This is a genomic window from Streptomyces sp. NPDC058697 (assembly GCF_042715345.1).
GTDB lineage: Bacteria > Actinomycetota > Actinomycetes > Streptomycetales > Streptomycetaceae > Streptomyces > Streptomyces liliifuscus.
This window is the reverse complement of record NZ_JBHXSU010000029.1, coordinates 28,485-48,257: the sequence shown is the minus strand read 5'-3', so window position 1 is coordinate 48,257 and position 19,773 is coordinate 28,485. Positions and strand designations below refer to the sequence as shown.

Annotated in this window: 20 protein-coding genes and 1 pseudogene; 14 read left to right on the top strand and 7 right to left on the bottom strand. The window is 70.5% G+C overall.

The window, feature by feature from the left end:
• Positions 1-28: 28 nt before the first annotated feature.
• Both ACFWXQ_RS40265 and coaA read right to left on the bottom strand, forming a co-directional pair.
• Positions 29-949, bottom strand: a complete 921-nt coding sequence (locus ACFWXQ_RS40265; protein WP_383935568.1) for a DUF389 domain-containing protein — start codon at positions 947-949, stop codon at positions 29-31.
• A 78-nt stretch (positions 950-1,027) separates the two neighbouring features.
• Complete coding sequence (gene coaA / locus ACFWXQ_RS40260) at positions 1,028-2,017, bottom strand: type I pantothenate kinase (RefSeq protein WP_200397765.1); 990 nt, start codon at positions 2,015-2,017, stop codon at positions 1,028-1,030.
• Between the two features lie 174 nt (positions 2,018-2,191).
• Here coaA and ACFWXQ_RS40255 point away from each other — a divergent pair, with 174 nt between their 5' ends.
• Both ACFWXQ_RS40255 and glmS read left to right on the top strand, forming a co-directional pair.
• Positions 2,192-2,440, top strand: coding sequence for a hypothetical protein (locus tag ACFWXQ_RS40255; protein ID WP_383935566.1), 249 nt, complete (start codon positions 2,192-2,194; stop codon positions 2,438-2,440).
• A gap of 139 nt (positions 2,441-2,579) precedes the next feature.
• Positions 2,580-4,427 (top strand): glutamine--fructose-6-phosphate transaminase (isomerizing), encoded by a 1,848-nt coding sequence (glmS, locus tag ACFWXQ_RS40250; RefSeq protein WP_383935564.1) that lies wholly within the window; start codon positions 2,580-2,582, stop codon positions 4,425-4,427.
• Here the strand turns inward: glmS and ACFWXQ_RS40245 are convergent.
• Together ACFWXQ_RS40245 and ACFWXQ_RS40240 are read right to left on the bottom strand one after the other, a co-directional pair.
• On the bottom strand, positions 4,388-4,600 hold the full coding sequence (locus tag ACFWXQ_RS40245) for a DUF397 domain-containing protein (protein ID WP_383935562.1): 213 nt from the start codon (positions 4,598-4,600) through the stop codon (positions 4,388-4,390). The genes glmS and ACFWXQ_RS40245 overlap by 40 nt on opposite strands.
• A 7-nt stretch (positions 4,601-4,607) precedes the next feature.
• Positions 4,608-5,444 (bottom strand): helix-turn-helix domain-containing protein, encoded by an 837-nt coding sequence (locus ACFWXQ_RS40240; protein ID WP_383935560.1) that lies wholly within the window; start codon positions 5,442-5,444, stop codon positions 4,608-4,610.
• A 196-nt stretch (positions 5,445-5,640) separates the two neighbouring features.
• Here ACFWXQ_RS40240 and ACFWXQ_RS40235 point away from each other — a divergent pair.
• The 8 genes and pseudogenes from ACFWXQ_RS40235 to tsaE all read left to right on the top strand — a co-directional run.
• Positions 5,641-5,832 (top strand): annotated as a pseudogene (locus tag ACFWXQ_RS40235) (ATP-binding protein); the annotation flags it as partial.
• Between the two features lie 79 nt (positions 5,833-5,911).
• A complete protein-coding gene (locus ACFWXQ_RS40230) occupies positions 5,912-6,829 on the top strand; it encodes a hypothetical protein (protein ID WP_383935558.1) in 918 nt (305 codons plus the stop codon).
• Between the two features lie 117 nt (positions 6,830-6,946).
• On the top strand, positions 6,947-7,318 hold the full coding sequence (locus tag ACFWXQ_RS40225; protein ID WP_383935556.1) for a holo-ACP synthase: 372 nt from the start codon (positions 6,947-6,949) through the stop codon (positions 7,316-7,318).
• A 465-nt stretch (positions 7,319-7,783) separates the two neighbouring features.
• Entirely contained in the window at positions 7,784-9,226 is a 1,443-nt protein-coding gene (locus tag ACFWXQ_RS40220) for an NAD(P)H-hydrate dehydratase (RefSeq protein WP_383935554.1), read from the top strand.
• A gap of 161 nt (positions 9,227-9,387) precedes the next feature.
• A complete protein-coding gene (locus ACFWXQ_RS40215; protein WP_383935552.1) occupies positions 9,388-10,299 on the top strand; it encodes a L,D-transpeptidase family protein in 912 nt (303 codons plus the stop codon).
• Positions 10,300-10,334: 35 nt separating this feature from the next.
• Positions 10,335-11,486, top strand: a complete 1,152-nt coding sequence (alr, locus tag ACFWXQ_RS40210) for an alanine racemase (protein ID WP_383935550.1) — start codon at positions 10,335-10,337, stop codon at positions 11,484-11,486.
• A 180-nt stretch (positions 11,487-11,666) separates the two neighbouring features.
• Positions 11,667-12,917 carry an alpha/beta fold hydrolase gene (locus ACFWXQ_RS40205; RefSeq protein WP_383935546.1) on the top strand — a complete coding sequence of 417 codons (1,251 nt, stop codon included), beginning with the start codon at positions 11,667-11,669 and terminating at the stop codon, positions 12,915-12,917.
• Entirely contained in the window at positions 12,883-13,434 is a 552-nt protein-coding gene (tsaE, locus tag ACFWXQ_RS40200; RefSeq protein WP_189845053.1) for a tRNA (adenosine(37)-N6)-threonylcarbamoyltransferase complex ATPase subunit type 1 TsaE, read from the top strand. The genes ACFWXQ_RS40205 and tsaE overlap by 35 nt, the downstream gene beginning before the upstream one ends.
• 146 nt (positions 13,435-13,580) lie before the next feature.
• Here tsaE and ACFWXQ_RS40195 read toward each other — a convergent pair whose 3' ends face one another.
• On the bottom strand, positions 13,581-13,718 hold the full coding sequence (locus ACFWXQ_RS40195; protein ID WP_383935544.1) for a hypothetical protein: 138 nt from the start codon (positions 13,716-13,718) through the stop codon (positions 13,581-13,583).
• A 302-nt stretch (positions 13,719-14,020) separates the two neighbouring features.
• The gene (locus ACFWXQ_RS40190; RefSeq protein ID WP_383935656.1) at positions 14,021-14,575 is read right to left on the bottom strand and encodes a hypothetical protein; all 555 of its coding nucleotides are present in this window, start codon (positions 14,573-14,575) and stop codon (positions 14,021-14,023) included.
• A gap of 110 nt (positions 14,576-14,685) precedes the next feature.
• Between ACFWXQ_RS40190 and tsaB the strand changes: the two genes are divergently transcribed.
• The 4 genes from tsaB to ACFWXQ_RS40170 are packed head-to-tail and all read left to right on the top strand — an operon-like array spanning position 14,686 to position 17,243.
• Positions 14,686-15,342, top strand: a complete 657-nt coding sequence (gene tsaB, locus ACFWXQ_RS40185) for a tRNA (adenosine(37)-N6)-threonylcarbamoyltransferase complex dimerization subunit type 1 TsaB (protein ID WP_383935542.1) — start codon at positions 14,686-14,688, stop codon at positions 15,340-15,342.
• 20 nt (positions 15,343-15,362) lie between these two features.
• Positions 15,363-15,884, top strand: a complete 522-nt coding sequence (locus ACFWXQ_RS40180; protein WP_383935654.1) for a GNAT family N-acetyltransferase — start codon at positions 15,363-15,365, stop codon at positions 15,882-15,884.
• Positions 15,877-16,992 carry a tRNA (adenosine(37)-N6)-threonylcarbamoyltransferase complex transferase subunit TsaD gene (gene tsaD, locus ACFWXQ_RS40175; RefSeq protein ID WP_383935540.1) on the top strand — a complete coding sequence of 372 codons (1,116 nt, stop codon included), beginning with the start codon at positions 15,877-15,879 and terminating at the stop codon, positions 16,990-16,992. The genes ACFWXQ_RS40180 and tsaD overlap by 8 nt, the downstream gene beginning before the upstream one ends.
• Complete coding sequence (locus ACFWXQ_RS40170; protein WP_383935538.1) at positions 16,989-17,243, top strand: hypothetical protein; 255 nt, start codon at positions 16,989-16,991, stop codon at positions 17,241-17,243. Before tsaD ends, ACFWXQ_RS40170 begins: the two co-directional genes overlap by 4 nt.
• Positions 17,244-17,340: 97 nt before the next feature.
• On the opposite strand, the gene ACFWXQ_RS40165 is transcribed toward ACFWXQ_RS40170, so the two are convergent.
• Positions 17,341-19,650 carry a glycoside hydrolase family 3 N-terminal domain-containing protein gene (locus tag ACFWXQ_RS40165; protein ID WP_383935536.1) on the bottom strand — a complete coding sequence of 770 codons (2,310 nt, stop codon included), beginning with the start codon at positions 19,648-19,650 and terminating at the stop codon, positions 17,341-17,343.
• Positions 19,651-19,773 lie beyond the last annotated feature (123 nt).

Genomic DNA, 19,773 nt, shown 5'->3' with positions numbered 1-19,773 from the left:
CAAAAGATTGCGCCGTTCCCCGCGCCCCTTAGCGGTGCCTTGACCAGAGCCATTTCTGGACCAGGAGGGTCAGTGTTCCCGCCAGGACGATGCCCAGGAGGTTCAGTAGGAGTTGGTTGGTGGAGCCGATGGTCTGGTTCGTGTCGCCGTAGCTGAGGGCGACGGCTGCGTTGGCGGCGGCCGGGACCGTGGTGACGGAGATGGCGACGCCGACCAGGAGGCCCGACTTGGCGGAGGTCAGGGAGAGGGTGCCGGCGATGCCCGCGAGGACCGCCACGACGAACGAGAAGGCGTCGGGGGCGTAGACGAAGGCCGTGTTCGGGCGGTCGGCCGCCAACTGGGCCTTGCTGAACAGGCCGAGGGCGTCCATGAAGAGGCTGAAGCCGACCGTCACCGCCATGGCCACCGCGAAGCCCACCAGCAGCGCGACCAGGGAGCGCAGGGCCAGGCGCGGCTGACGCCGGACCACCGCCGTGCTGAAGCCGGCCAGCGGGCCGAACTCCGGGCCCACCGCCATCGCGCCCACGATCAGGATCGCGTTGTCGAGGACGACACCGCAGGCCGCGATCATCGTGGCGAGCGTGATGAAGGCGATGTACGTGACCGAGAGCGTCGACTCCTCGTGCGTCGCGTCCGCCAGGTGCTCCCACAGGACCGCGTCCGCGCCCTCGCCGGGCGCGTCGTCCGCCGCCTTGTCGGCGCGCTCCGACAGCGACAGGTCGATGTTCTCGACGGCGATCGAGCCGTGCGTGTCGATCTCCAACTCGCGCAGCCCGCCGATGAGTTCGTCGCCGGCCTCGCGCGCCACGTCGACCATCACGATGTCGCCGGCGGGGTTGCGGGCGGCACCCGGCACGACCGCCAGGTGGGTGGTGCCGACCGTGTTCTCGATCAGGTCGACCACGGCGTCGGTTCTGTCGGCCGGGGTGATCAGGCGGAGATGCAGCATGCCCCGCAGAGTAGCCGCGGGGGGTGACGGCCCGGGGCATCGCCCTCGCAGCTCGTCCGCGGCTGGTCCAGAGCTCGTCTACAGCTTGCGCAGGCTCAGCTTCTGCACCTTGTGGTCGGGGCCCTTGCGGATGATCAGGGTGGCGCGGCCGCGGGTGGGGGCCACGTTCTCCAGGAGGTTGACCTTGTTGATGGTCCGCCAGGTCGTCCGGGCGTAGTCGAGGGCCTCGTCCTCGGAGACCTGCGTGTACTTGCGGAAGTACGAGGACGGGTTCTGGAAGGCGGTGGCGCGCAGCTTGCGGAAGCGGTTGAGGTACCAGGCCTCGATGTCCTCGGCGCGGGCGTCCACGTACACGCTGAAGTCGAAGTAGTCGGCGAGGCCGACGCGGGTGCGGCCGTCCTTGCCGGGCAGGGCGGGCTGCAGGACGTTCAGGCCCTCGACGATCAGGATGTCGGGGCGGCGGACGGTGAGCCGCCTGCCGGGGACGATGTCGTAGATGAGGTGCGAGTAGACGGGGGCCGTCACCTCGTCCTTGCCCGCCTTGATGTCCGCGACGAAACGGGTGAGCGCCCGGCGGTCGTACGACTCCGGGAAGCCCTTCCTCGACATCAGGCCGCGGGCCTGGAGCTCCTTGGTGGGCAGCAGGAAGCCGTCCGTGGTGACCAGCTCCACGCGCGGGTGCTCCGGCCAGCGGGACAGCAGGGCCTGGAGCAGGCGCGCGACGGTGGACTTTCCGACGGCGACCGAGCCCGCGACGCCTATCACGAACGGCGTACCGGACTGGGAGCCCTTCTCGCCGAGGAACGTGTTCAGGGCGCCGCGCAGGCCGTCGGTGGCGCCCACGTAGAGGTTGAGGAGCCGGGAGAGCGGCAGATAGATGTCCCGCACCTCGTCGAGGTCGATGACATCGCCCAGGCCGCGCAGCTTCTCCACCTCCTCGGCGGTCAGCGGCAGCGGCGTCTTCTCACGCAGCGCGCTCCACTCCGAGCGGGTGAGGTCGAGATAGGGAGTCGCCTCCGGCCTGGGCCGGTGGGCGCTCCGCGGCAACGAGGAGACCGGTGAGATCACAGTTCATTGTTACGGGAGTTTGAACAGGGTGGCGGGTGGAGTCCGTCACGTCGGTGCGTTCTACACGCGTCCAGGAGCGTCCGGAGGTATGGACCGCCGGGTCGTACGGGGATAGCGTCCGCCCATCCGGGAGCGAGCCGCCTTCCGGTGTTCTGGGGGGTTGGGGTGGTCGTCATGGCCGTGCGTTTCCGTGTGCGTGGATTCGGCAGACGCAGACCGGGGCCGGTCACCGGGGTTCCGCCGGTGGAGCTGGAGGGCCGGGTCCGCAGCGAACTGGCCGTCGACCTGCCGGACGAGGACCTTGGGGAGTACCTCTACGACTGCATCGACCTGTACGAGATGGGCAGCAAGCCGCGCTGCGAGGAGGTCGAGTACCTGGGGATGGTCCAGGAGGCGATCGACCGGATCGAGCGGGGCGAGTAGGGAAGCGGGGGCGCAGGGGGTTCCGGGGGTTCCGGGGTCCCGGAGGCTCTGGGGGCTCTGGGGGCTCCGGGGGCTGCAATTTCCGATATCGGGCACGCGGTGCCGGGGCGGGGCGGGCGTCGGCATCTAGGCTGCCGCCATGTGCGGAATCGTGGGATACGTGGGGTCGCAGTCGGCACTTGATGTGGTGGTGGCCGGGCTGAAGCGGCTGGAGTACCGGGGTTACGACTCGGCGGGCATCGCGGTGCTCGCGGACGGCGGGATGGCCGCCGCGAAGAAGGCCGGGAAGCTCGCCAACCTGGAGAAGGAGCTGGTCGAGCGGCCGCTGCCGACCGGGTCGACGGGCATCGGACACACGAGGTGGGCCACTCATGGAGGGCCGACCGACGCGAACGCGCACCCGCATCTCGACAACGCGGGACGGGTCGCCGTCGTCCACAACGGCATCATCGAGAACTTCGCCGCCCTGCGCGCCGAGTTGGCGGAGCGGGGGCACGAGCTGACCTCCGAGACCGACACCGAGGTCGTCGCGCATCTGCTCGCCGAGGAGTTCTCCGCGTGCGCCGACCTCGCCGAGGCCATGCGGCTGGTGTGCCGGCGGCTGGAGGGCGCCTTCACGCTGGTCGCCGCGCACGCCGACGAGCCGGACGTGGTCGTGGGGGCGCGGCGCAACTCGCCGCTCGTGGTCGGGGTCGGGGAGGGCGAGGCCTTCCTCGCCTCCGATGTCGCGGCGTTCATCGCGCACACTCGGTCCGCCATCGAACTCGGACAGGACCAGGTGGTCGAGCTGCGGCGGGACGCGGTGAGTGTCACCGGATTCGACGGACGGCCCGCCGAGGTGCGCCCGTACCACGTCGACTGGGACGTGTCCGCCGCCGAGAAGGGCGGCTACGACTACTTCATGCTCAAGGAGATCGCCGAGCAGCCGAAGGCCGTCGCCGACACGCTGCTCGGGCGCATCGACGCGAGCGGGTCGCTCTCGCTCGACGAGGTCCGGATCTCCCCGAGCGAGCTGCGGGAGGTCGACAAGGTCGTGGTGGTGGCGTGCGGAACCGCCTTCCACGCCGGGCTGATCGCCAAGTACGCCATCGAGCACTGGACGCGGATCCCGTGCGAGGTCGAACTCGCGAGCGAGTTCCGCTACCGGGATCCGATCCTGGACGCGCGGACGCTGGTGATCGCCATCTCGCAGTCCGGCGAGACCATGGACACGCTGATGGCGCTGCGGCACGCCCGGGAGCAGGGGGCCAGGGTGCTGGCCGTCTGCAACACGAACGGGTCGACGATTCCGCGGGAGTCGGACGCGGTGCTCTACACACACGCGGGCCCTGAGGTCGCGGTCGCCTCGACCAAGGCGTTCCTGACCCAGCTCGTGGCCTGCTATCTGGTGGCCCTGTACCTGGGCCAGGTGCGCGGGACCAAGTGGGGCGACGAGATCCAGGCCGTGGTGCGTGACCTGTCCCGGATCTCGTGCGAGGTCGAGCGGGTGCTGGAGACGATGGAGCCGGTGCGGGAGCTTGCGCGGTCCCTCGCCGGGAAGAACACCGTGCTGTTCCTGGGCCGGCACGTGGGCTATCCGGTCGCTCTGGAGGGCGCGCTCAAGCTCAAGGAACTCGCCTACATGCACGCCGAGGGCTTTGCGGCGGGGGAGCTGAAGCACGGGCCGATCGCTCTGATCGAGGAGGATCTGCCGGTGGTTGTTGTCGTACCGTCGCCTCGGGGGCGGTCCGTGTTGCACGACAAGATCGTGTCGAACATCCAGGAGATCCGGGCCCGGGGAGCACGGACGATCGTGATCGCGGAGGAGGGGGACGAGGCGGTCGTCCCGTACGCGGATCACCTGATCCGCATCCCTGCGACACCGACGTTGCTTCAGCCGCTGGTGGCGACTGTGCCGTTGCAGGTGTTCGCTTGCGAGCTGGCCACTGCCCGGGGCAACGAGGTGGATCAGCCGCGGAATCTGGCGAAGTCGGTGACGGTGGAGTAGGGCGACTTCAGCGCCTCTACGAAGGGGGTGAAGGCTCCGGCCGGGAAGGTGAGGGTTGCCCTGGCCGGGGTCTTTGAGTCGCGGACGGCGACCTGGGTGGGGGAGTTTGCTATTTCTACGCAGGCGTTCCCGTCGCCTTCGCCCGAGTGGGACGACTTCCGCCAGTTGTCCACAGGTGCCTCACAGCTCTCTCGCCAGCTCGTGGATAAAGTCGCGCGATCGTACGGGGTCGATTGATACGGCTTCCACCATACGGAAGCGCGTTCGATAGATGTTGAGCTGGGCTTCGGCATCGAGAAGGATTGAGCCATGGGGTGCGTCCCGCACCACTGTGTCCAGCTTGGGCAAGGGGCCGCCCGCGTACGTCATCGTGCTCGACGCCCTGGCGAAGTCGTCCAGGTCGAATGGAATGACCCGCACGGTGATGTGGTCCGCTTCGGAGAGTTCGAGGAGCCGGGCGAGTTGGGACTTCGAGGTGGCACGGTCGCTGACCCTGATCCGAAGCGCCGCCTCATGGATGACCGCTTCGTAGGGGATCGTGTTCTCCTGGCGTGCCTTTCGGTGCCGGATGCGCAACTCAAGCTCTTGGCGGGTGAGTTCGGGCAGCCTGGCCGAGAAGAGGGCACGTGCGTAGTCCTCCGTCTGAAGCAGGCCCGGTACGAACAGCATGTCCACGCTGCGTAGAAAACGGGCGTGGTGCTCCAGCTCGGACAGGTCCAGGAAAGGCTTGGGCAACAGGTCCTGGTACTCCTCCCACCAGCCACGGGTTCGGTCGGTGGCCATCGCGGCCAAGGCGTCGACGAACTCCTTGTCCGTGCAGGCGTAGTGGGATGCGAAGCGGAGTACTCGCTCCTTGCTCACGCCCACGAGTCCGGATTCGATCTGGCTCATCTGGACGCGATTCACCCCGAGTAGTGCTGCTGCTTCGGTGGTGGTGAGTCCTGCCGTCTGGCGGAGCCTGCGCAGTTCGATCGCCAGGCGCATCTGACGTGCGGTTGGTTCGCGCCTCTGGGGCATCAACGGCTCCTCGTTCGGGGTCGAATCAGGCGATCGGCTTGCTCGGCGTTACATGTTACGCCTACCTTCAGTGACGCGACGCGCACTCTGCGGAACACCGGGACCCCGGAAGCGCACCGCCCCGTCCTGCCATGACGGCTGCGGCATGCCACTGCCCGTTTCTCCGTAGCCCCCCACCACTCGAACGGAGTTCACGCGGATCGGGGCGTGGGACGCCGATCCGGAGCCGCCCGAACCGCCGGGGAAGCTGGAGCGGCTCGGTGACGCGGAGGATGGGCGAGGGCTCGCGTTGGTCCGGGCGTGCTCGGACTTGTGGGGCTGGCAGCCGCTGTCCAGATTCGGCAACCGCGGCAAGTACGTGTGGTGCGAGCTGAGTTCGACGGCGTGAACGTTTCCCCGCCGCTCGAATGGGTGAACGCATCCCGATCGCCCGGACACCCATCCCTTGATCTTCTTAGGTTGCGCACATGGTCACATCTGCTCACGAGGGCATGCACCGGATCTTCCAGGAGCGGCCCGAGATCCTGACTCCCGTGTTCGGGGTGCTGGACGTTCCGTTACCCGCCAAGGTGACGGTGGACGCTGTCACGACTGACGTGACGGAGACCCGGCCGCTGGAGCGACGCGTGGACACGGTGCTGCGCGTTGGTCCGTCCGACGGCGAGGACTTCCTGCTCGCCATCGAGGCGCAGTCGAAGAAGGTCCCGGGCAAGGAGGCCAGTTGGGGGTACTACATCGCGTACCTCCAGGCGAAGTACGGCCTGCCTGTGCTGCTTCTGGTGGTGTGTCAGGACAGGGCCACGGCCAAGTGGGCCGCCGGTCCCTTCGACTGCGGTGCGCGTGGCTGGACTGCTCAGCGGACCTATCCGCTGGTCGCCGGGCCTGACAACCTGCCAGTGATCACCGACGTCAGGACCGTGGCGAAGAACCTCGCACTGGCCGCGCTGTCGGCCCTGGCGCACGCCCGCAGCGCACAGTGCGGCGCCATACTGGAGGCAATCGGCAGCGCCCTCCAAGAACTCCAGGAAACGGACCCGGAGACCGCCGGGTACTTCTTCGATTTCCTGGAAATCAATCTGGGGAACACCCCAGCCGGAGAGAAATGGAAGGGAATCATGTCGTTCGTCAGCTACTTCCCCGGTCGGGGGACGGTCCGTGAGACGGCCTACCTGGAAGGCAAAGCCGAAGAGCGTGGCTCGATGGTCCTGAGCGTCCTGGAGAAGCGAGGCATCCTCGTTCCCGAGGACGCACGGGAGCGCATTACGTCGTGCACTGATCTCGACACCCTCGCCCTCTGGGCCGACCGCTCCTGGACAGCCACCGCGGCCGAGGACCTGTTCGCCGAGGACCCGGAGGTTCCGGGGGCCAGTCCTGGGCGGACCTGAGCGTTGACAGACCTGCAAGACAGAATGGCCTTTGGGCTCCAGCCCCCCGGAACGGTCGAGCGAGCGGAGGACCTGTTCCGGGCGGGTGCGGAGCTTGACCCGGAATAGGGTGCCCTGATGAGCATCATCGGGGTCGGAATCGACGTAGCTGAGATCGACCGGTTCGCGGCGTCGCTGAAGCGGACGCCTGGGATGGCCGAACGGCTGTTTGTGGAGAGCGAGTTGCTGCTTCGCAGCGGGGAGCGGCGGGGTGTTGCCTCCCTTGCCGCCCGCTTCGCGGCGAAGGAGGCGCTGGCCAAGGCGTTGGGTGCGCCTGGGGGGCTGCGCTGGACCGATGCCGAGGTTTACGTCGAGGACAGCGGGCAGCCGCGGCTGCGGGTTACGGGGACCGTTGCCGCGCGGGCGGCTGAGCTGGGGGTTCGGTCGTGGCATGTGTCGTTGAGCCATGACGCGGGGGTGGCTTCTGCGGTGGTGATTGCGGAGGGGTAGGGGTGGCTGGGGTGAGTGTTTGTCTGCGGGCTCGTTGTGGCTGGTCGCGCAGTTCCCCGCGCCCCTAAAAGATTGCGCAGTTCCCCGCGCCCCTAAAGAAACCGGTGGCCGAGGTCTGTTCAGTACGTGCCGGACCGTCTGCGTTGATCGCGCCGTTCCCCGCGCCCCTTGCGGGGCACGGGCCGGAGGGGACGTGGCGGGATGTGTGGCCGCAGCTTACGAGGACAGCAGGTTGCGGTCACCGTGTCGCAACTGTGGTTCACGGCGGCCGCTGCGGGCGGACATTCCGACGCGGCCCCGCACCCAGGAGACGAGCCGAAACCCCCACCCACCCAGGGGCGCGGGGAACTGCGCGAGCAACCACGACGGTCCGCGGCCGACGAATCACCCCGACCGCCGCCCACCCGCACCCGCACTCGACATACCGGCTCGGCGCGCCGCCGCCGAATGCGGGAAACTCGGGGCATGCGTACTGCGTACAGCGTGGAGACGGTCAGGGCCGCCGAGCGGGAGTTGATGGCGCGGCTGCCGGACGGGGCCCTGATGCAGCGGGCGGCGGCCGGACTGGCCGCGGCCTGCGCCGAGTTGCTGGGGCGGGTGTACGGCAGCCGCGTCGTCCTGCTGGTCGGCAGCGGCGACAACGGCGGCGACGCCCTGTACGCCGGGGCCCGGCTGAGCCGGCGTGGCGCGGGTGTCACGGCCGTGCTGCTCGCACCCGACCGTACCCACACCGGCGGACTCGACGCCCTCCGACGGGCGGGCGGCACGATCGTGCGAGGGGCGGACGCGGACGCCGCGGCGGAGCCGATCCGTCGTGCCGACCTCGTCGTCGACGGGATCGTGGGCATCGGAGGGAAGGGCGGCCTGCGGCCCGACGCCGCACCCCTCGCGGACCTGGCCCGCGCATCCCGCGCCGCCGTCGTGGCCGTGGACCTGCCCAGCGGCGTCGAGGCCGACAGCGGGGAAGTGCGGGGCGCCGCCGTGCGGGCCGATCTGACCGTGACCTTCGGGACGCACAAGCCCGGGCTCCTCGTCGACCCCGCGAAGGAGTACGCCGGGTCCGTGCGGCTCGTCGACATCGGGCTCTCGTTGCCCGGTGAGGCCGAGCTGGAGGCCCTGCAGCACGCCGACGTGGCCGCGCTGCTGCCCGTGCCCGGGGCCGAGAGCGACAAGTACCGGCGCGGGGTCGTGGGCATCGTGGCCGGATCCGCCCGGTATCCCGGCGCCGCCGTACTGGCCGTCGCCGGGGCCCTGCGGGGCGGGGCCGGAGCCGTACGGTACGTCGGGCCCGCGGGGGACGCGGTGATCGCACGGTTCCCGGAGACGTTGGTGTCGGACGGTTCGCCCGAACGGGCCGGGCGGGTGCAGGCCTGGGTCGTCGGGCCCGGGGTCGGCGAGGACGGCGACGCCGTGGCGGCCGTGCTCAAGAGCGGTGTGCCGGTTCTTGTGGATGCGGACGGGCTTCGGCTCGCGGAACGCGGCGTCGTACGGGCCCGGACCGCTCCCACCTTGCTGACGCCGCACGCCGGTGAGGCCGCCGCGCTGCTCGGTGTCTCGCGGGACGAGGTCGAGGGGGCCCGGCTGGCCTCCGTACGGGAACTGGCGGCCGCGTACGGGGCGACCGTGCTGCTCAAGGGGTCCACCACCTTGGTTGCGGAGCCCGGTGGTGGGGCTGTGCGGGTGAATTCCACCGGTACCGCCTGGCTCGCCACCGCCGGGAGCGGGGACGTGCTGTCGGGGCTGACCGGGTCGCTGCTCGCCGCCGGGCTCGGGGCGCGGGACGCCGGCAGCGTGGGGGCGTATCTCCACGGGCTGGCGGGGCGGTTCGCGGCGGACGGGGCGCCCGTGGGGGCGTACGAGGTGGCCGACGCGGTACGGGAGGCCTGGCGGGACGTCATGGAGGGCTGAGCCGCTCCCGCCCTCATCTGTCCCACAGGACCGCTCTCCTGCCGCACGCCACCCCCTGCCCCGCCGCCCGGCACCCGTCGTACCCCGTCCGCGTGCGCACAACGGGCGACCCTTCCGCGCGGCTGAACCCCGTACGCCGTCCCGGGGGTTTCGCTGGGGGCATGGTCCGTCAGAGAACCGTTGCCGTGTTGGTCGCCGTCATCACGGCGCTGTCCGTGCCGGGGGCCGTCGCGGAGCCTCCGCCCGCCCCCGGCGTCCTCGGCGCCCCCGGGGTTCCCGCGCCGCTGAGCGAGCTGGTGCCCGGGGTGCCTCCGGGGCCGTCCCAGCCCTGGCACTTGGACACTCCCGACCAGACGCTGACCCCGAAGGTCTACACGCCGAGCGCCGAGGAGGACGCCTCCGAGCCGGCCGACGCCGACGCGGAGAGCGACGAGCTGATCGAGTACGTACCGCTGAGTGACGCCGTGGAGCGGCAGTCGGGGGTCGTGGCATGCAGCAAGCAGACCGGGCCGTACCAGCGGCAGGTCGAGCGGTGGCTGCGGCTCAGGGTGGACGGGAAGCAGTCGGCGAACGACTGCCGGGCCATCCGGGCCTTTCAGATCAGATACGGGATTCGGCCCGACAGCGGCTTCGCCGGGCCCGTGACCTGGGCGAAGATGCAGTTCCTGTCGGCCGCGAAGAACCCGAACGCGGCCGGGAAATGTCCCGTACGGACCTACCGGGTCGCCTGTGTCGACCTCACCCGGCAGTTGACCTGGGTGCAGAAGGGCACGAAGGTGCTGTTCGGGCCGGTGCCGATCCGCAGCGGGAAGGCCGGTTACCGGACCAGGTCCGGCTGGCACCGCGTCTACTGGAAGCACAAGAACCACTGGTCGACGCTCTACAACACCCCCATGCCGTACAGCCAGTTCTTCAGCGGCGGGCAGGCCTTCCACGGCATCTACGGCAGCGTCTACAACCCGCCCGGCTCGATGGGCTGCGTGAACATGCGGATCGCCGACGCCCGCACGCTGTGGGGCGTGCTCCACAAGGGCGACAGCGTGTACGTGTGGGGCCGCAGGCCCGGTACCTGAGGGCTGTGTCCGACCCCTCTGAGACACTGGGCGCGATGACTGAAACTGCACCCGCGCGGGCCCGCGCCGAGATCGACCTGGCCGCACTGCAGGCCAATGTGCGGGCTCTGCGTGCCCAGGCGCCGACCGCCGCCCTCATGGCGGTGGTCAAGTCCGACGCGTACGGACACGGGGCGCTCCCGTGCGCCCGCGCGGCCCTGGACGCGGGCGCGACCTGGCTGGGCACCGCCACGCCCGAGGAGGCCCTGGCCCTGCGCGCGGCCGGACTGCCTGGCCGGATCATGTGCTGGCTGTGGACCCCGGGCGGGCCCTGGCGGGCGGCCGTCGAGGCCGATCTGGACCTGGGGATCAGCGGGGTGTGGTCGCTGCGGGAGGCCGCGGAGGCTGCGCGGGCGTCCGGGCTAACCGCCCGCGTCCAGCTCAAGGCCGACACCGGGCTCGGGCGGAACGGCTGCCAGCCCGCCGACTGGCCCGAGCTCGTCGGCGAGGCCCTGCGCGCCGAGGCCGAGGGGCTCGTCCGGGTCACCGGTCTGTGGTCCCACTTCGCCTGCGCCGACGAGCCCGGCCATCCCTCCATCCAGGCCCAGCTCGGCTGCTTCCGCGAGATGCTGGCGTACGCGGAGGGGCAGGGCGTCCGCCCCGAGGTCCGGCACATCGCCAACTCGCCCGCCACGCTCACGCTCCCCGAGAGCCACTTCGACCTCGTACGGACGGGGATCGCGGTGTACGGCGTCTCGCCCGGCCCCGAGCTGGGCACCCCGGCCGACCTCGGGCTGCGCCCGGTGATGACCCTGTCGGCGTCGCTCGCGCTGGTGAAGCACGTACCGGCGGGGCACGGCGTCAGTTACGGACACCACTACGTGACGGCGGGCGACACGACCCTCGGCCTGGTGCCCGTCGGGTACGCGGACGGCATCCCGCGCCACGCCTCCGGCACCGGGCCCGTCCTGGTCGCCGGCAAGTGGCGGACGGTCGCGGGACGGGTCGCGATGGACCAGTTCGCGGTCGACCTCGGCGGGGACGAGCCACCGGTCGGCGAGAGAGTCGTCCTCTTCGGCCCCGGCGACCACGGTGAGCCCACCGCCGAGGACTGGGCCCAGGCGGCCGGCACGATCGCGTACGAAATCGTCACCCGGATCGGAACCCGGGTGCCGCGCGTTTACGTGAATACCGAACAAGCGGGGTAACCGCATAGATGCCGGGCACGGCACAGCGGGAACCGGCGGCAACAGCATGACCAGCAGTATCAGCACGACCAGTACGAACAGCAGTAACAGCACGACCGGCAGCAACGGCACGACCGGTAGTAACGGCAACAGCGACAGCGACAGCGGACATGGGCAGCAGCCCGGCGAAGAGGAGCGGTAGTGAGCGAGAGCAGTGCGGAGGCCGCCGTGGAAGCGGCCACGGCCGCAGCCTCGGCCGTCTCCGCAGCGGGGGGCGCGACCTGGCGCCGGGCCGGGATCGCCGGCGCCGCGATAGGCGTGGTCGCCGCGGGCGCCGCCGCCGGAGTCGCCATAGAGCGGCTCACGGTCGGCCGGGGCATGCGCAGGAAGGCCCGGCTCGCCCTCGACTCGGCCGGTCCGTACGGGTCGTTGCGCGGCATGCCGGGCAAGGCCGTCGCGGACGACGGCACGGAGCTGTACTACGAGGTCGACGAGGTGGAGCCCGACTCCACCCTCGCCCCGCGCCGCCGCCGGCTCTTCGGCCGCAAGGCCCCCGCCCCCGTCACCGTCGTCTTCAGCCACGGCTACTGCCTCAGCCAGGACTCCTGGCACTTCCAGCGGGCCGCGCTGCGCGGTGTCGTGCGCACCGTCCACTGGGACCAGCGCAGCCACGGCCGCTCCGCGCGGGGCGTGGCCCAGGTCCAGGACGACATGCCGGTCACCATCGACCAGCTCGGCCGCGACCTGAAGGCCGTCATCGACGCGGCCGCGCCCGAGGGACCGATCGTCCTCGTCGGCCACTCGATGGGCGGCATGACGGTGATGGCCCTGGCCGACCAGTACCCCTCCCTGATCCGCGAGCGGGTCGTCGGTGTCGCCTTCGTCGGTACGTCGTCGGGGAAGCTCGGCGAGGTCAACTTCGGGCTGCCCGTCGCGGGCGTCAACGCGGTGCGGCGGGTGCTGCCCGGAGTGCTGAAGGCCCTGGGGCAGCAGGCCGCGCTGGTGGAGCGCGGGCGGCGGGCCACGGCCGACCTGTTCGCCGGGATCATCAAGCGGTACTCGTTCGCGTCCAGGGACGTCGACCCGGCGGTCGCGCGGTTCGCGGAGCGGCTGATCGAGGGCACGCCCATCGACGTGGTCGCGGAGTTCTATCCGGCCTTCACCGACCACGACAAGACGGAGGCGCTCGTGCATTTCGCCGAGATGCCCGTGCTCGTGCTGGCCGGGGTCAAGGATCTGGTCACGCCGAGCGAGCACAGCGAGGCCATCGCCGACCTGCTGCCGGACGCCGAGCTGGTGCTCGTGCCGGACGCCGGGCACCTGGTGATCCTGGAGCACCCCGAGGTCGTCATAGACCGGCTCGCCGACCTCCTCACCCGCGCGGGAGCCGTCCCGGCAGGGGCTACCGTGGGTGGTTATGGAAGCACCAGCAGCACCGCGCAACCCGGCTGAGTCCTCGGGACCCTCGGAGCCTTCCGTGGCCGGCGTCACCACTGAGATCACCGTCAACTCACCCGAACAGATGCGGGAGTTGGGCCGTCGGCTCGCCAAGCTGTTGCGCGCCGGGGACCTAGTGATGCTCACGGGTGAACTCGGCGCGGGCAAGACGACGATGACCCGCGGGCTCGGTGAGGGCCTTGGAGTTCGGGGTGCGGTCACCTCGCCGACCTTCGTGATCGCACGCGTGCACCCGCCCCTCGGGGACGGTCCGCCGCTGGTCCACGTGGACGCGTACCGCCTGGGCGGCGGGCTCGACGAGATGGAGGACCTCGACCTCGACGTCTCGCTGTCCGACTCCGTGATCGTCGTGGAGTGGGGCGAGGGCAAGGTCGAGGAGCTGGCCGACGACCGGCTGCACGTCCTCATCCACCGGGCCGTCGGAGACACCACCGACGAGGTGCGGCACGTCACGCTGACCGGGGTCGGGGAGCGGTGGGCGACGGTCGGGCTCGGCGTGCTCTCCGCCTGATCCGGACCGGTCCGCCCTGGTCCTCGTAGGTTCGCCTCAACATTCCGACAAGGCGTCGGGAAGATGTTGCGTCGGGCGGCTTCGGCGTGTTCACATGGACAGAGGAGTTGGTTAGGTCTACCTAACCACGTCTGCTCCCGGAGAGCCTAGGAGGCCGCGATGGCGACGTCTGAACGTGATGTGACGCGTCCGTCGGTGCCGGTGGAGTCGACTTCGTCGGGGGTGGCTGGGGTGTCCATGCGGGAGTTGCTTTTGGCGGGGGTGTTGGCGCGGGTCGTTTCCACGCCGCCGGCTCCACCGGCTGCGCCGGTTCGTGAGTCGCGGCCTCGGGCCGCCTGAGCGTTCCGCTGGGTGCGCCGTTTGGGTCTGCGGGTGCGTTGTGGCTGGTCGCGCAGTTCCCCGCGCCCCTAAAAGATTGCGCAGTTCCCCGCGCCCCTGAAAGTAAAAGACTGCGCCGTTCCCCGCGCCCCTGAAGACGAAAGACTGCGCTGTTCCCCGCGCCCCTAAGAAGCGCGCCGTTCCTCGTGCCCCTGAAGGCAAAAGATTGCGCCGTTCCCCGCGCCCCTTTTGGGGTGCTGGTGTTCGTCTACTTGATCACTGTGACCCTTGTGCCGATTGTGGCGAATTCCCACATGGCTGTGCCGTCTTCGCGGGATTCTCGGATGCCGCCCAGCTTCTTTGAGGAGGCGGGGGCGGTGGTTGTGCCGTTGAGGGCGGCGCTGAAGCCGATTGGTACGCCGGAGACGTTCGTGAAGCGGACCACGTGTTCCACGGCGATGCCGTCCGAGCCGGTGATCTTGCCGGAGCGGGAGGTGACGGCGTAGGCGGCGGGCGTGGGATCCACCGTTCCGGGGGTCACCTTGAACGTGCGCTTGACCCGGTCACCCGCCCTGACGAGCCATACGCGGTCGTCGTCCACCGAGTAGACGACCCGTCGTCCCGTGCCCGACGCGGAGGGCAGTGCCGTCGGGTGCTGCTTGTCCCGGGGGGCCTTGGCGGCCGCCGTCTTCGCGGAGTCGCCGGGCCGGGAGGAGCCCAGGCCGCCCGGCACGTCCGCCGACGCCTGGTAGGCGAGGAAGCCGATCGCGGCGAGCGCCGCCGCGGTGAGCCCGGCCACGATTCCCGAGCTGCTCCGAACCACCTTGGGTGCCCACCTCTCGTACGGCATTTGTGATTTCTGTGACGTTAGCAGCAGGTCTGGGAGGGATTGGGGCGGCCATGCTCCGAGCCCGGGCGCCGTAGGCTGTTCGCGTGCTCTTGCTCGCTCTGGATACCGCCACCCCCGCCGTCACCGTCGCGCTGCACGACGGGACGTCCGTCATCGCCGCCTCCAGTCAGGTGGACGCGCGCCGGCACGGGGAGTTGCTCCTGCCGGCCGTCGACCGGGTGCTCGCCGAGGCCGGGCTGCGGCTCGACGCGGTCACCGGCATCGTTGTCGGCGTGGGCCCCGGCCCGTACACCGGGCTGCGCGTCGGCCTGATGACCGCCGACACCTTCGGGCTCGCGCTCGGCATCCCCGTACACGGACTGTGCACGCTCGACGGTCTCGCGTACGCGGCCGACGGCTCCATCGCCGACGGACCCTTCGTCGTGGCCACCGACGCCCGGCGCAAAGAGGTCTACTGGGCTCGGTACGACGATTCGCGCACCCGGGTCACCGAGCCCGCCGTCGACCGGCCGGGTGACCTGGACATCGGCGGTCTGCCCGCCGTCGGCGCGGGTGCGCTGCTCTACCCCGACACGTTCCCGGACGCGCGCGAACCCGAGCACGTATCGGCTGCCGCGCTCGCGTCCCTCGCGGCGGAACGGCTGGCCGCGGGCGAGGAACTGGAGGCGCCCAGGCCCCTCTATCTGCGCCGGCCGGACGCCCAGGTGCCCAAGAACTACAAGGTGGTCACCCCCAAGTGACGACCGCGGTGCTGCGCGAGATGCGCTGGTGGGACATCGAGCCCGTGCTGGAGCTGGAGAAGGACCTCTTCCCCGAGGACGCCTGGTCGCGGGGCATGTTCTGGTCGGACCTGGCCCATGCGCGGGGGCCCGGGGCGACTCGTCGGTACGTCGTGGCCGAGATCCCGTCCGAGATCCCGTCCGGGGCCGGGTCTGAGTCCGGAGGCCGTGCGCGGATCGTCGGATACGGCGGGCTCGCCGCCGCCGGGGACGTCGGGGATGTGCAGACCATCGCCGTCGCCCGCGAGCACTGGGGTACCGGCCTCGGCGCGCAGATACTGACCGAGCTGCTGCGGGCCGCGACCGCGTTCGAGTGCGGCGAGGTGATGCTCGAATGCCGCGTCGACAACATCCGCGCCCAGAAGCTGTACGAGCGCTTCGGCTTCGAGGCGATCGGTTTCCGGCGTGGCTACTACCAGCCGGGGAACGTGGACGCGCTCGTCATGCGACTCAACGACCCTTCGACATCCGTATCCGTACAAGGAACCGAGATCAATGGCTGACGAACCGCTCGTCCTCGGCATCGAGACCTCCTGCGACGAGACCGGCGTCGGCATCGTCTGCGGCACGACCCTGCTCGCGGACGCGATCGCGTCCAGCGTCGACGAGCACGCGCGCTTCGGGGGCGTGGTGCCCGAAGTCGCCTCCCGTGCGCACCTGGAGGCGATGGTGCCCACCATCGAGCGGGCGCTGAAGGAGGCGGGCGTCAGCGCGAGGGACCTGGACGGGATCGCCGTCACCGCGGGTCCGGGGCTCGCGGGCGCGCTGCTCGTCGGGGTGTCGGCGGCGAAGGCGTACGCGTACGCGCTGGGCAAGCCGTTGTACGGGGTCAACCATCTCGCCTCGCATATTTGCGTGGATCAGCTCGAACATGGGGCTCTGCCCGAGCCGACGATGGCTCTGCTCGTCTCCGGGGGGCACTCGTCACTGCTGCTGTCCTCCGACATCACCAGTGATGTGCGGCCGATGGGCGCGACCATCGACGACGCGGCCGGTGAGGCCTTCGACAAGATCGCGCGGGTGCTGAACCTCGGCTTCCCCGGCGGGCCGGTCATCGACCGGTACGCGAAGGAGGGGGACCCGGGTGCGATCGCGTTCCCGCGCGGGCTCACCGGGCCGCGGGATGCTGCGTACGACTTCTCGTTCTCCGGGCTGAAGACCGCCGTGGCGCGGTGGATCGAGGCCAAGCGGGCGGCCGGGGAGGATGTGCCGGTGCGGGATGTGGCCGCGTCCTTCCAGGAGGCCGTCGTCGACGTGCTGACGCGCAAGGCCGTACGGGCCTGTCGTGACGAGGGTGTCGACCACCTGATGATCGGTGGGGGAGTCGCCGCGAATTCGCGGCTGCGGGTGCTTGCGCGGGAGCGGTGTGAGGCCGCGGGGATTCGGTTGCGGGTGCCGCGGCCGAAGTTGTGTACGGACAATGGGGCGATGGTTGCCGCGTTGGGGGCGGAGATGGTTGCGCGGGGGCGGGCCGCGTCCGATTGGGATCTGTCCGCGGATTCTTCTTTGCCGGTTACTGACACGCATGTGCCGGGGCAGTCGCATTCACATTCGCATTCCCATGGTCATGATCATGTGCATGAGGTCAATAAGGGCAATCTGTACTCATGACTGTTGCGTTGATGTGGGAGGCGCGGGCCGTTGAGGGGCGGGGGGAGGAACTGCTCGCCTGGGTGAGGGGGCAGGACCTCCCGGCGCGGCCCCTGCGTCGGGAGGTCCTGCGGGCTCCGGGGGATCGGGTGCTCGTCATTACGTGGTGGGATGCCGCGTATGAGTCTGAGCTGCCTGAATTTCCGGAGCCGGCTGGGGAGTTGGTTGCGCGGGCGGTTCATCGGTGGCGGTTCGAGGTTGTGGAGGGGTAGGGGGTGGGGGTTGTTTGTCCGGTGCGGGTCGGCTGTGGCTGGTCGCGCAGTTCCCCGCGCCCCTGAAAGACAAAAGATTGCGCAGTTCCCCGCGCCCCTAAATTGCCTCCGTCTGCCTTGATTCGCACCGCAGTTGGCGGTCCGGGCCCAAATGGCGTTCCGGGCCCGTCAAGGTGATGTGGGTCGTGTGGCGTGTGTCTGTGCTGGATTTGGACAGGCGGAGTTCCAAAGCGCCTGGTTCCACGATGCGTTGGCCTCTTCCGTCCGTGAAGGACGACAGGTCCGGGTGGAAGGTGAAAGTGACGCGGCGGGCCTTGCCTGGGGGCAGGGTGAGGCGGTGGTAGGCGATCAGGCGGATGTCGGGGCGGGTTACGCGGGCCACCGGGTCGTGGAGGTAGAGCTGGACGACCTCCGTGCCCTCTCGGGGGCCCGTGTTGCGGATCGTGACCGAGACCTCGTACGAGTCGTCCGTGCCGATCTCCGTCCCCTCCCGGTCCTCCATGTCCTCCCAGGTGAAATCCGTGTAGCCGAGGCCGTGGCCGAAGGGGTGTAGGGGGGTCGGGTCCAGGTTGCTCACCGTGCCGGCCAGGCCCAGTGGGGGCTGGAGGTAGGTCCACGGCTGGCCGCCAGGTTCCTGCGGGACGCTCACGGGGAGCCTGCCCGAGGGGTTCACGCGGCCCGACAGCACTCCTGCAACTGCCGGGCCGCCCTCCTCCCCCGGGAAGAACGCCTGGACGGAGGCGGCCAGTTGGCCGTGCCAGCGGCCGAGCGCGTACGGGCGGCCGGTGAGCAGGACCAGGACGACCGGGGTGCCGGTGGCCGTCAGGGTGTCCAGCAACTTGGCCTGTACGCCCGGGAGTTGCAGGTCCCCCACGTCGCAGCCCTCGCCCGATGTGCCCCTGCCGAACAGGCCCGCCCGGTCGCCCAGTACCGCCACGCAGACGTCCGCCTCGGCGGAGCGTGCCACCGCCTCCGCGAAGCCCGAGGTGTCCGGGTCCGTGGTGTCGCAGCCCTCGGTGAACGTGACCTTGGCGTCGGGGAGTTCCGTGCGCAGGGACTCCAGGAGCGTGGGGATCTCGATGCCCATCGGCCGGTCGGGGTGGTTGACGCCCACGTGCGAGGGGAACGAGTAGCAGCCCAGCATGGCCAGGGCGTCGGCCGCCCGCGGGCCGACCACCGCGATCCGGGTGTCGGGGGCGAGCGGGAGCAGGCCGTCCGGGTTGGAGAGCAGGACGACGGACTCCTCGGCGAGGCGGCGGGCCAGCACCCGGTTCGCGGTCGAGTCCAGGTCGATCGGGCCCGTCGGCTCGGGGGTCCAGTCCTCGTCCAGCAGGCCCAGTTCGCACTTCTGGCGCAGGACCCGGGCCGCCGCCCGGTCCACCAGGGACTCCCGGATCGCGCCCGTCCTCACCGCCTCGGTCAGCGGGTCGCCGTAGCAGCGGAGCGTGGGGAGTTCGACGTCGATACCGGCCGCCAGGGCCGCGTGGGCGGCCTCCGCCTTCGTGCCCGCGACCCGGTGCAGGGTCTCCAGGAAGCCGACGCCGAAGTAGTCGGACACGACCGTGCCCGTGAACTGCCATTGATCTCGGAGGAGTTCGGACAGAAGGTACGGGTCCGAGGACGCCGGGACGCCGTCCGTGTCCGTGTACGCGGCCATCACCGAGCGGGCCCCGCCCTCGCGCAGCGCGAACTCGAACGGCGGCAGGGTGATGTCGGCGAACTCGCGCACACCCGCGCGTACGGGCGCGAGGTTGCGGGCGCCCGCGGAGGACGCGTACCCCGCGAAGTGCTTGAGTGTGGCGACGACTCCGGCGGACTCCAGGCCGCGGACGTAGGCCGCGCCGATCGTGCCGACCAGGTAGGGGTCCTCGCCGATGGTCTCCTCGACGCGGCCCCAGCGCGGGTCCCGTACGACGTCCAGGACGGGGGCCAGGCCCTGGTGGACGCCGACCGAGGCGAGGTCCTGGCCGATCCGGTGGGCCATCTCCTCGACGAGGTCCGGGTCGAACGTGGCGCCCCAGGCCAGGGGGACCGGGTAGGCGGTGGCGCCCCAGGCCGTGAAGCCCGCCAGGCACTCCTCGTGGGCTACGGCCGGGATGCCGAAGCGGCCGGCCTCGGCGATGCGGCGCTGGGCGCGGGCCAGTGCCTGTGCGCCGAGTGCCGGGTCCACCGGGGCCGAGCCGAAGGAGCGGGTCAGCTGGCCGAGGCCGTGGGTGATCAGCTCGTCCCAGTCGTAGTCCGAGGTCATCTCCAGCTGGTTCGGGGCGACTCCGTCGCCGTCCGTGACGGCTCCCACCCACACGCCGTACAGCTGGGCGGTCTTCTCCTCCAGAGTCATCCGGGCGAGCAGGTCGTCGACCCGGGCCTCGGCGGGCAGGGCGGGATCACGCCAGGGGGCGGTGGTCATGAAACTCCTGTCGGGGTCGAGGGCCTGTCCGGCGGATCATGCCGGAGGGAGGCTGCGGTGCCTGATAAGCACGGGTGAGCGGGGTCTGGTGCGTGCAGCTGCAAGGCGGAGGAGGGAGGCGAC

What these genes read in the sequence shown, in the direction of transcription:
- ACFWXQ_RS40220 (WP_383935554.1), top strand. Translation starts at nt 7,784, where the DNA reads ATGCGTACTGCGTACAGCGTGGAGACGGTCAGGGCCGCCGAGCGGGAG.
- ACFWXQ_RS40240 (WP_383935560.1), bottom strand. Translation starts at nt 5,444, where the DNA reads ATGCCCCAGAGGCGCGAACCAACCGCACGTCAGATGCGCCTGGCGATC.
- alr (WP_383935550.1), top strand. Translation starts at nt 10,335, where the DNA reads ATGACTGAAACTGCACCCGCGCGGGCCCGCGCCGAGATCGACCTGGCC.
- ACFWXQ_RS40215 (WP_383935552.1), top strand. Translation starts at nt 9,388, where the DNA reads ATGGTCCGTCAGAGAACCGTTGCCGTGTTGGTCGCCGTCATCACGGCG.
- ACFWXQ_RS40170 (WP_383935538.1), top strand. Translation starts at nt 16,989, where the DNA reads ATGACTGTTGCGTTGATGTGGGAGGCGCGGGCCGTTGAGGGGCGGGGG.
- ACFWXQ_RS40265 (WP_383935568.1), bottom strand. Translation starts at nt 949, where the DNA reads ATGCTGCATCTCCGCCTGATCACCCCGGCCGACAGAACCGACGCCGTG.
- ACFWXQ_RS40180 (WP_383935654.1), top strand. Translation starts at nt 15,363, where the DNA reads ATGCGCTGGTGGGACATCGAGCCCGTGCTGGAGCTGGAGAAGGACCTC.
- glmS (WP_383935564.1), top strand. Translation starts at nt 2,580, where the DNA reads ATGTGCGGAATCGTGGGATACGTGGGGTCGCAGTCGGCACTTGATGTG.
- tsaE (WP_189845053.1), top strand. Translation starts at nt 12,883, where the DNA reads ATGGAAGCACCAGCAGCACCGCGCAACCCGGCTGAGTCCTCGGGACCC.
- ACFWXQ_RS40165 (WP_383935536.1), bottom strand. Translation starts at nt 19,650, where the DNA reads ATGACCACCGCCCCCTGGCGTGATCCCGCCCTGCCCGCCGAGGCCCGG.
- tsaD (WP_383935540.1), top strand. Translation starts at nt 15,877, where the DNA reads ATGGCTGACGAACCGCTCGTCCTCGGCATCGAGACCTCCTGCGACGAG.
- ACFWXQ_RS40225 (WP_383935556.1), top strand. Translation starts at nt 6,947, where the DNA reads ATGAGCATCATCGGGGTCGGAATCGACGTAGCTGAGATCGACCGGTTC.
- ACFWXQ_RS40255 (WP_383935566.1), top strand. Translation starts at nt 2,192, where the DNA reads ATGGCCGTGCGTTTCCGTGTGCGTGGATTCGGCAGACGCAGACCGGGG.
- ACFWXQ_RS40230 (WP_383935558.1), top strand. Translation starts at nt 5,912, where the DNA reads ATGGTCACATCTGCTCACGAGGGCATGCACCGGATCTTCCAGGAGCGG.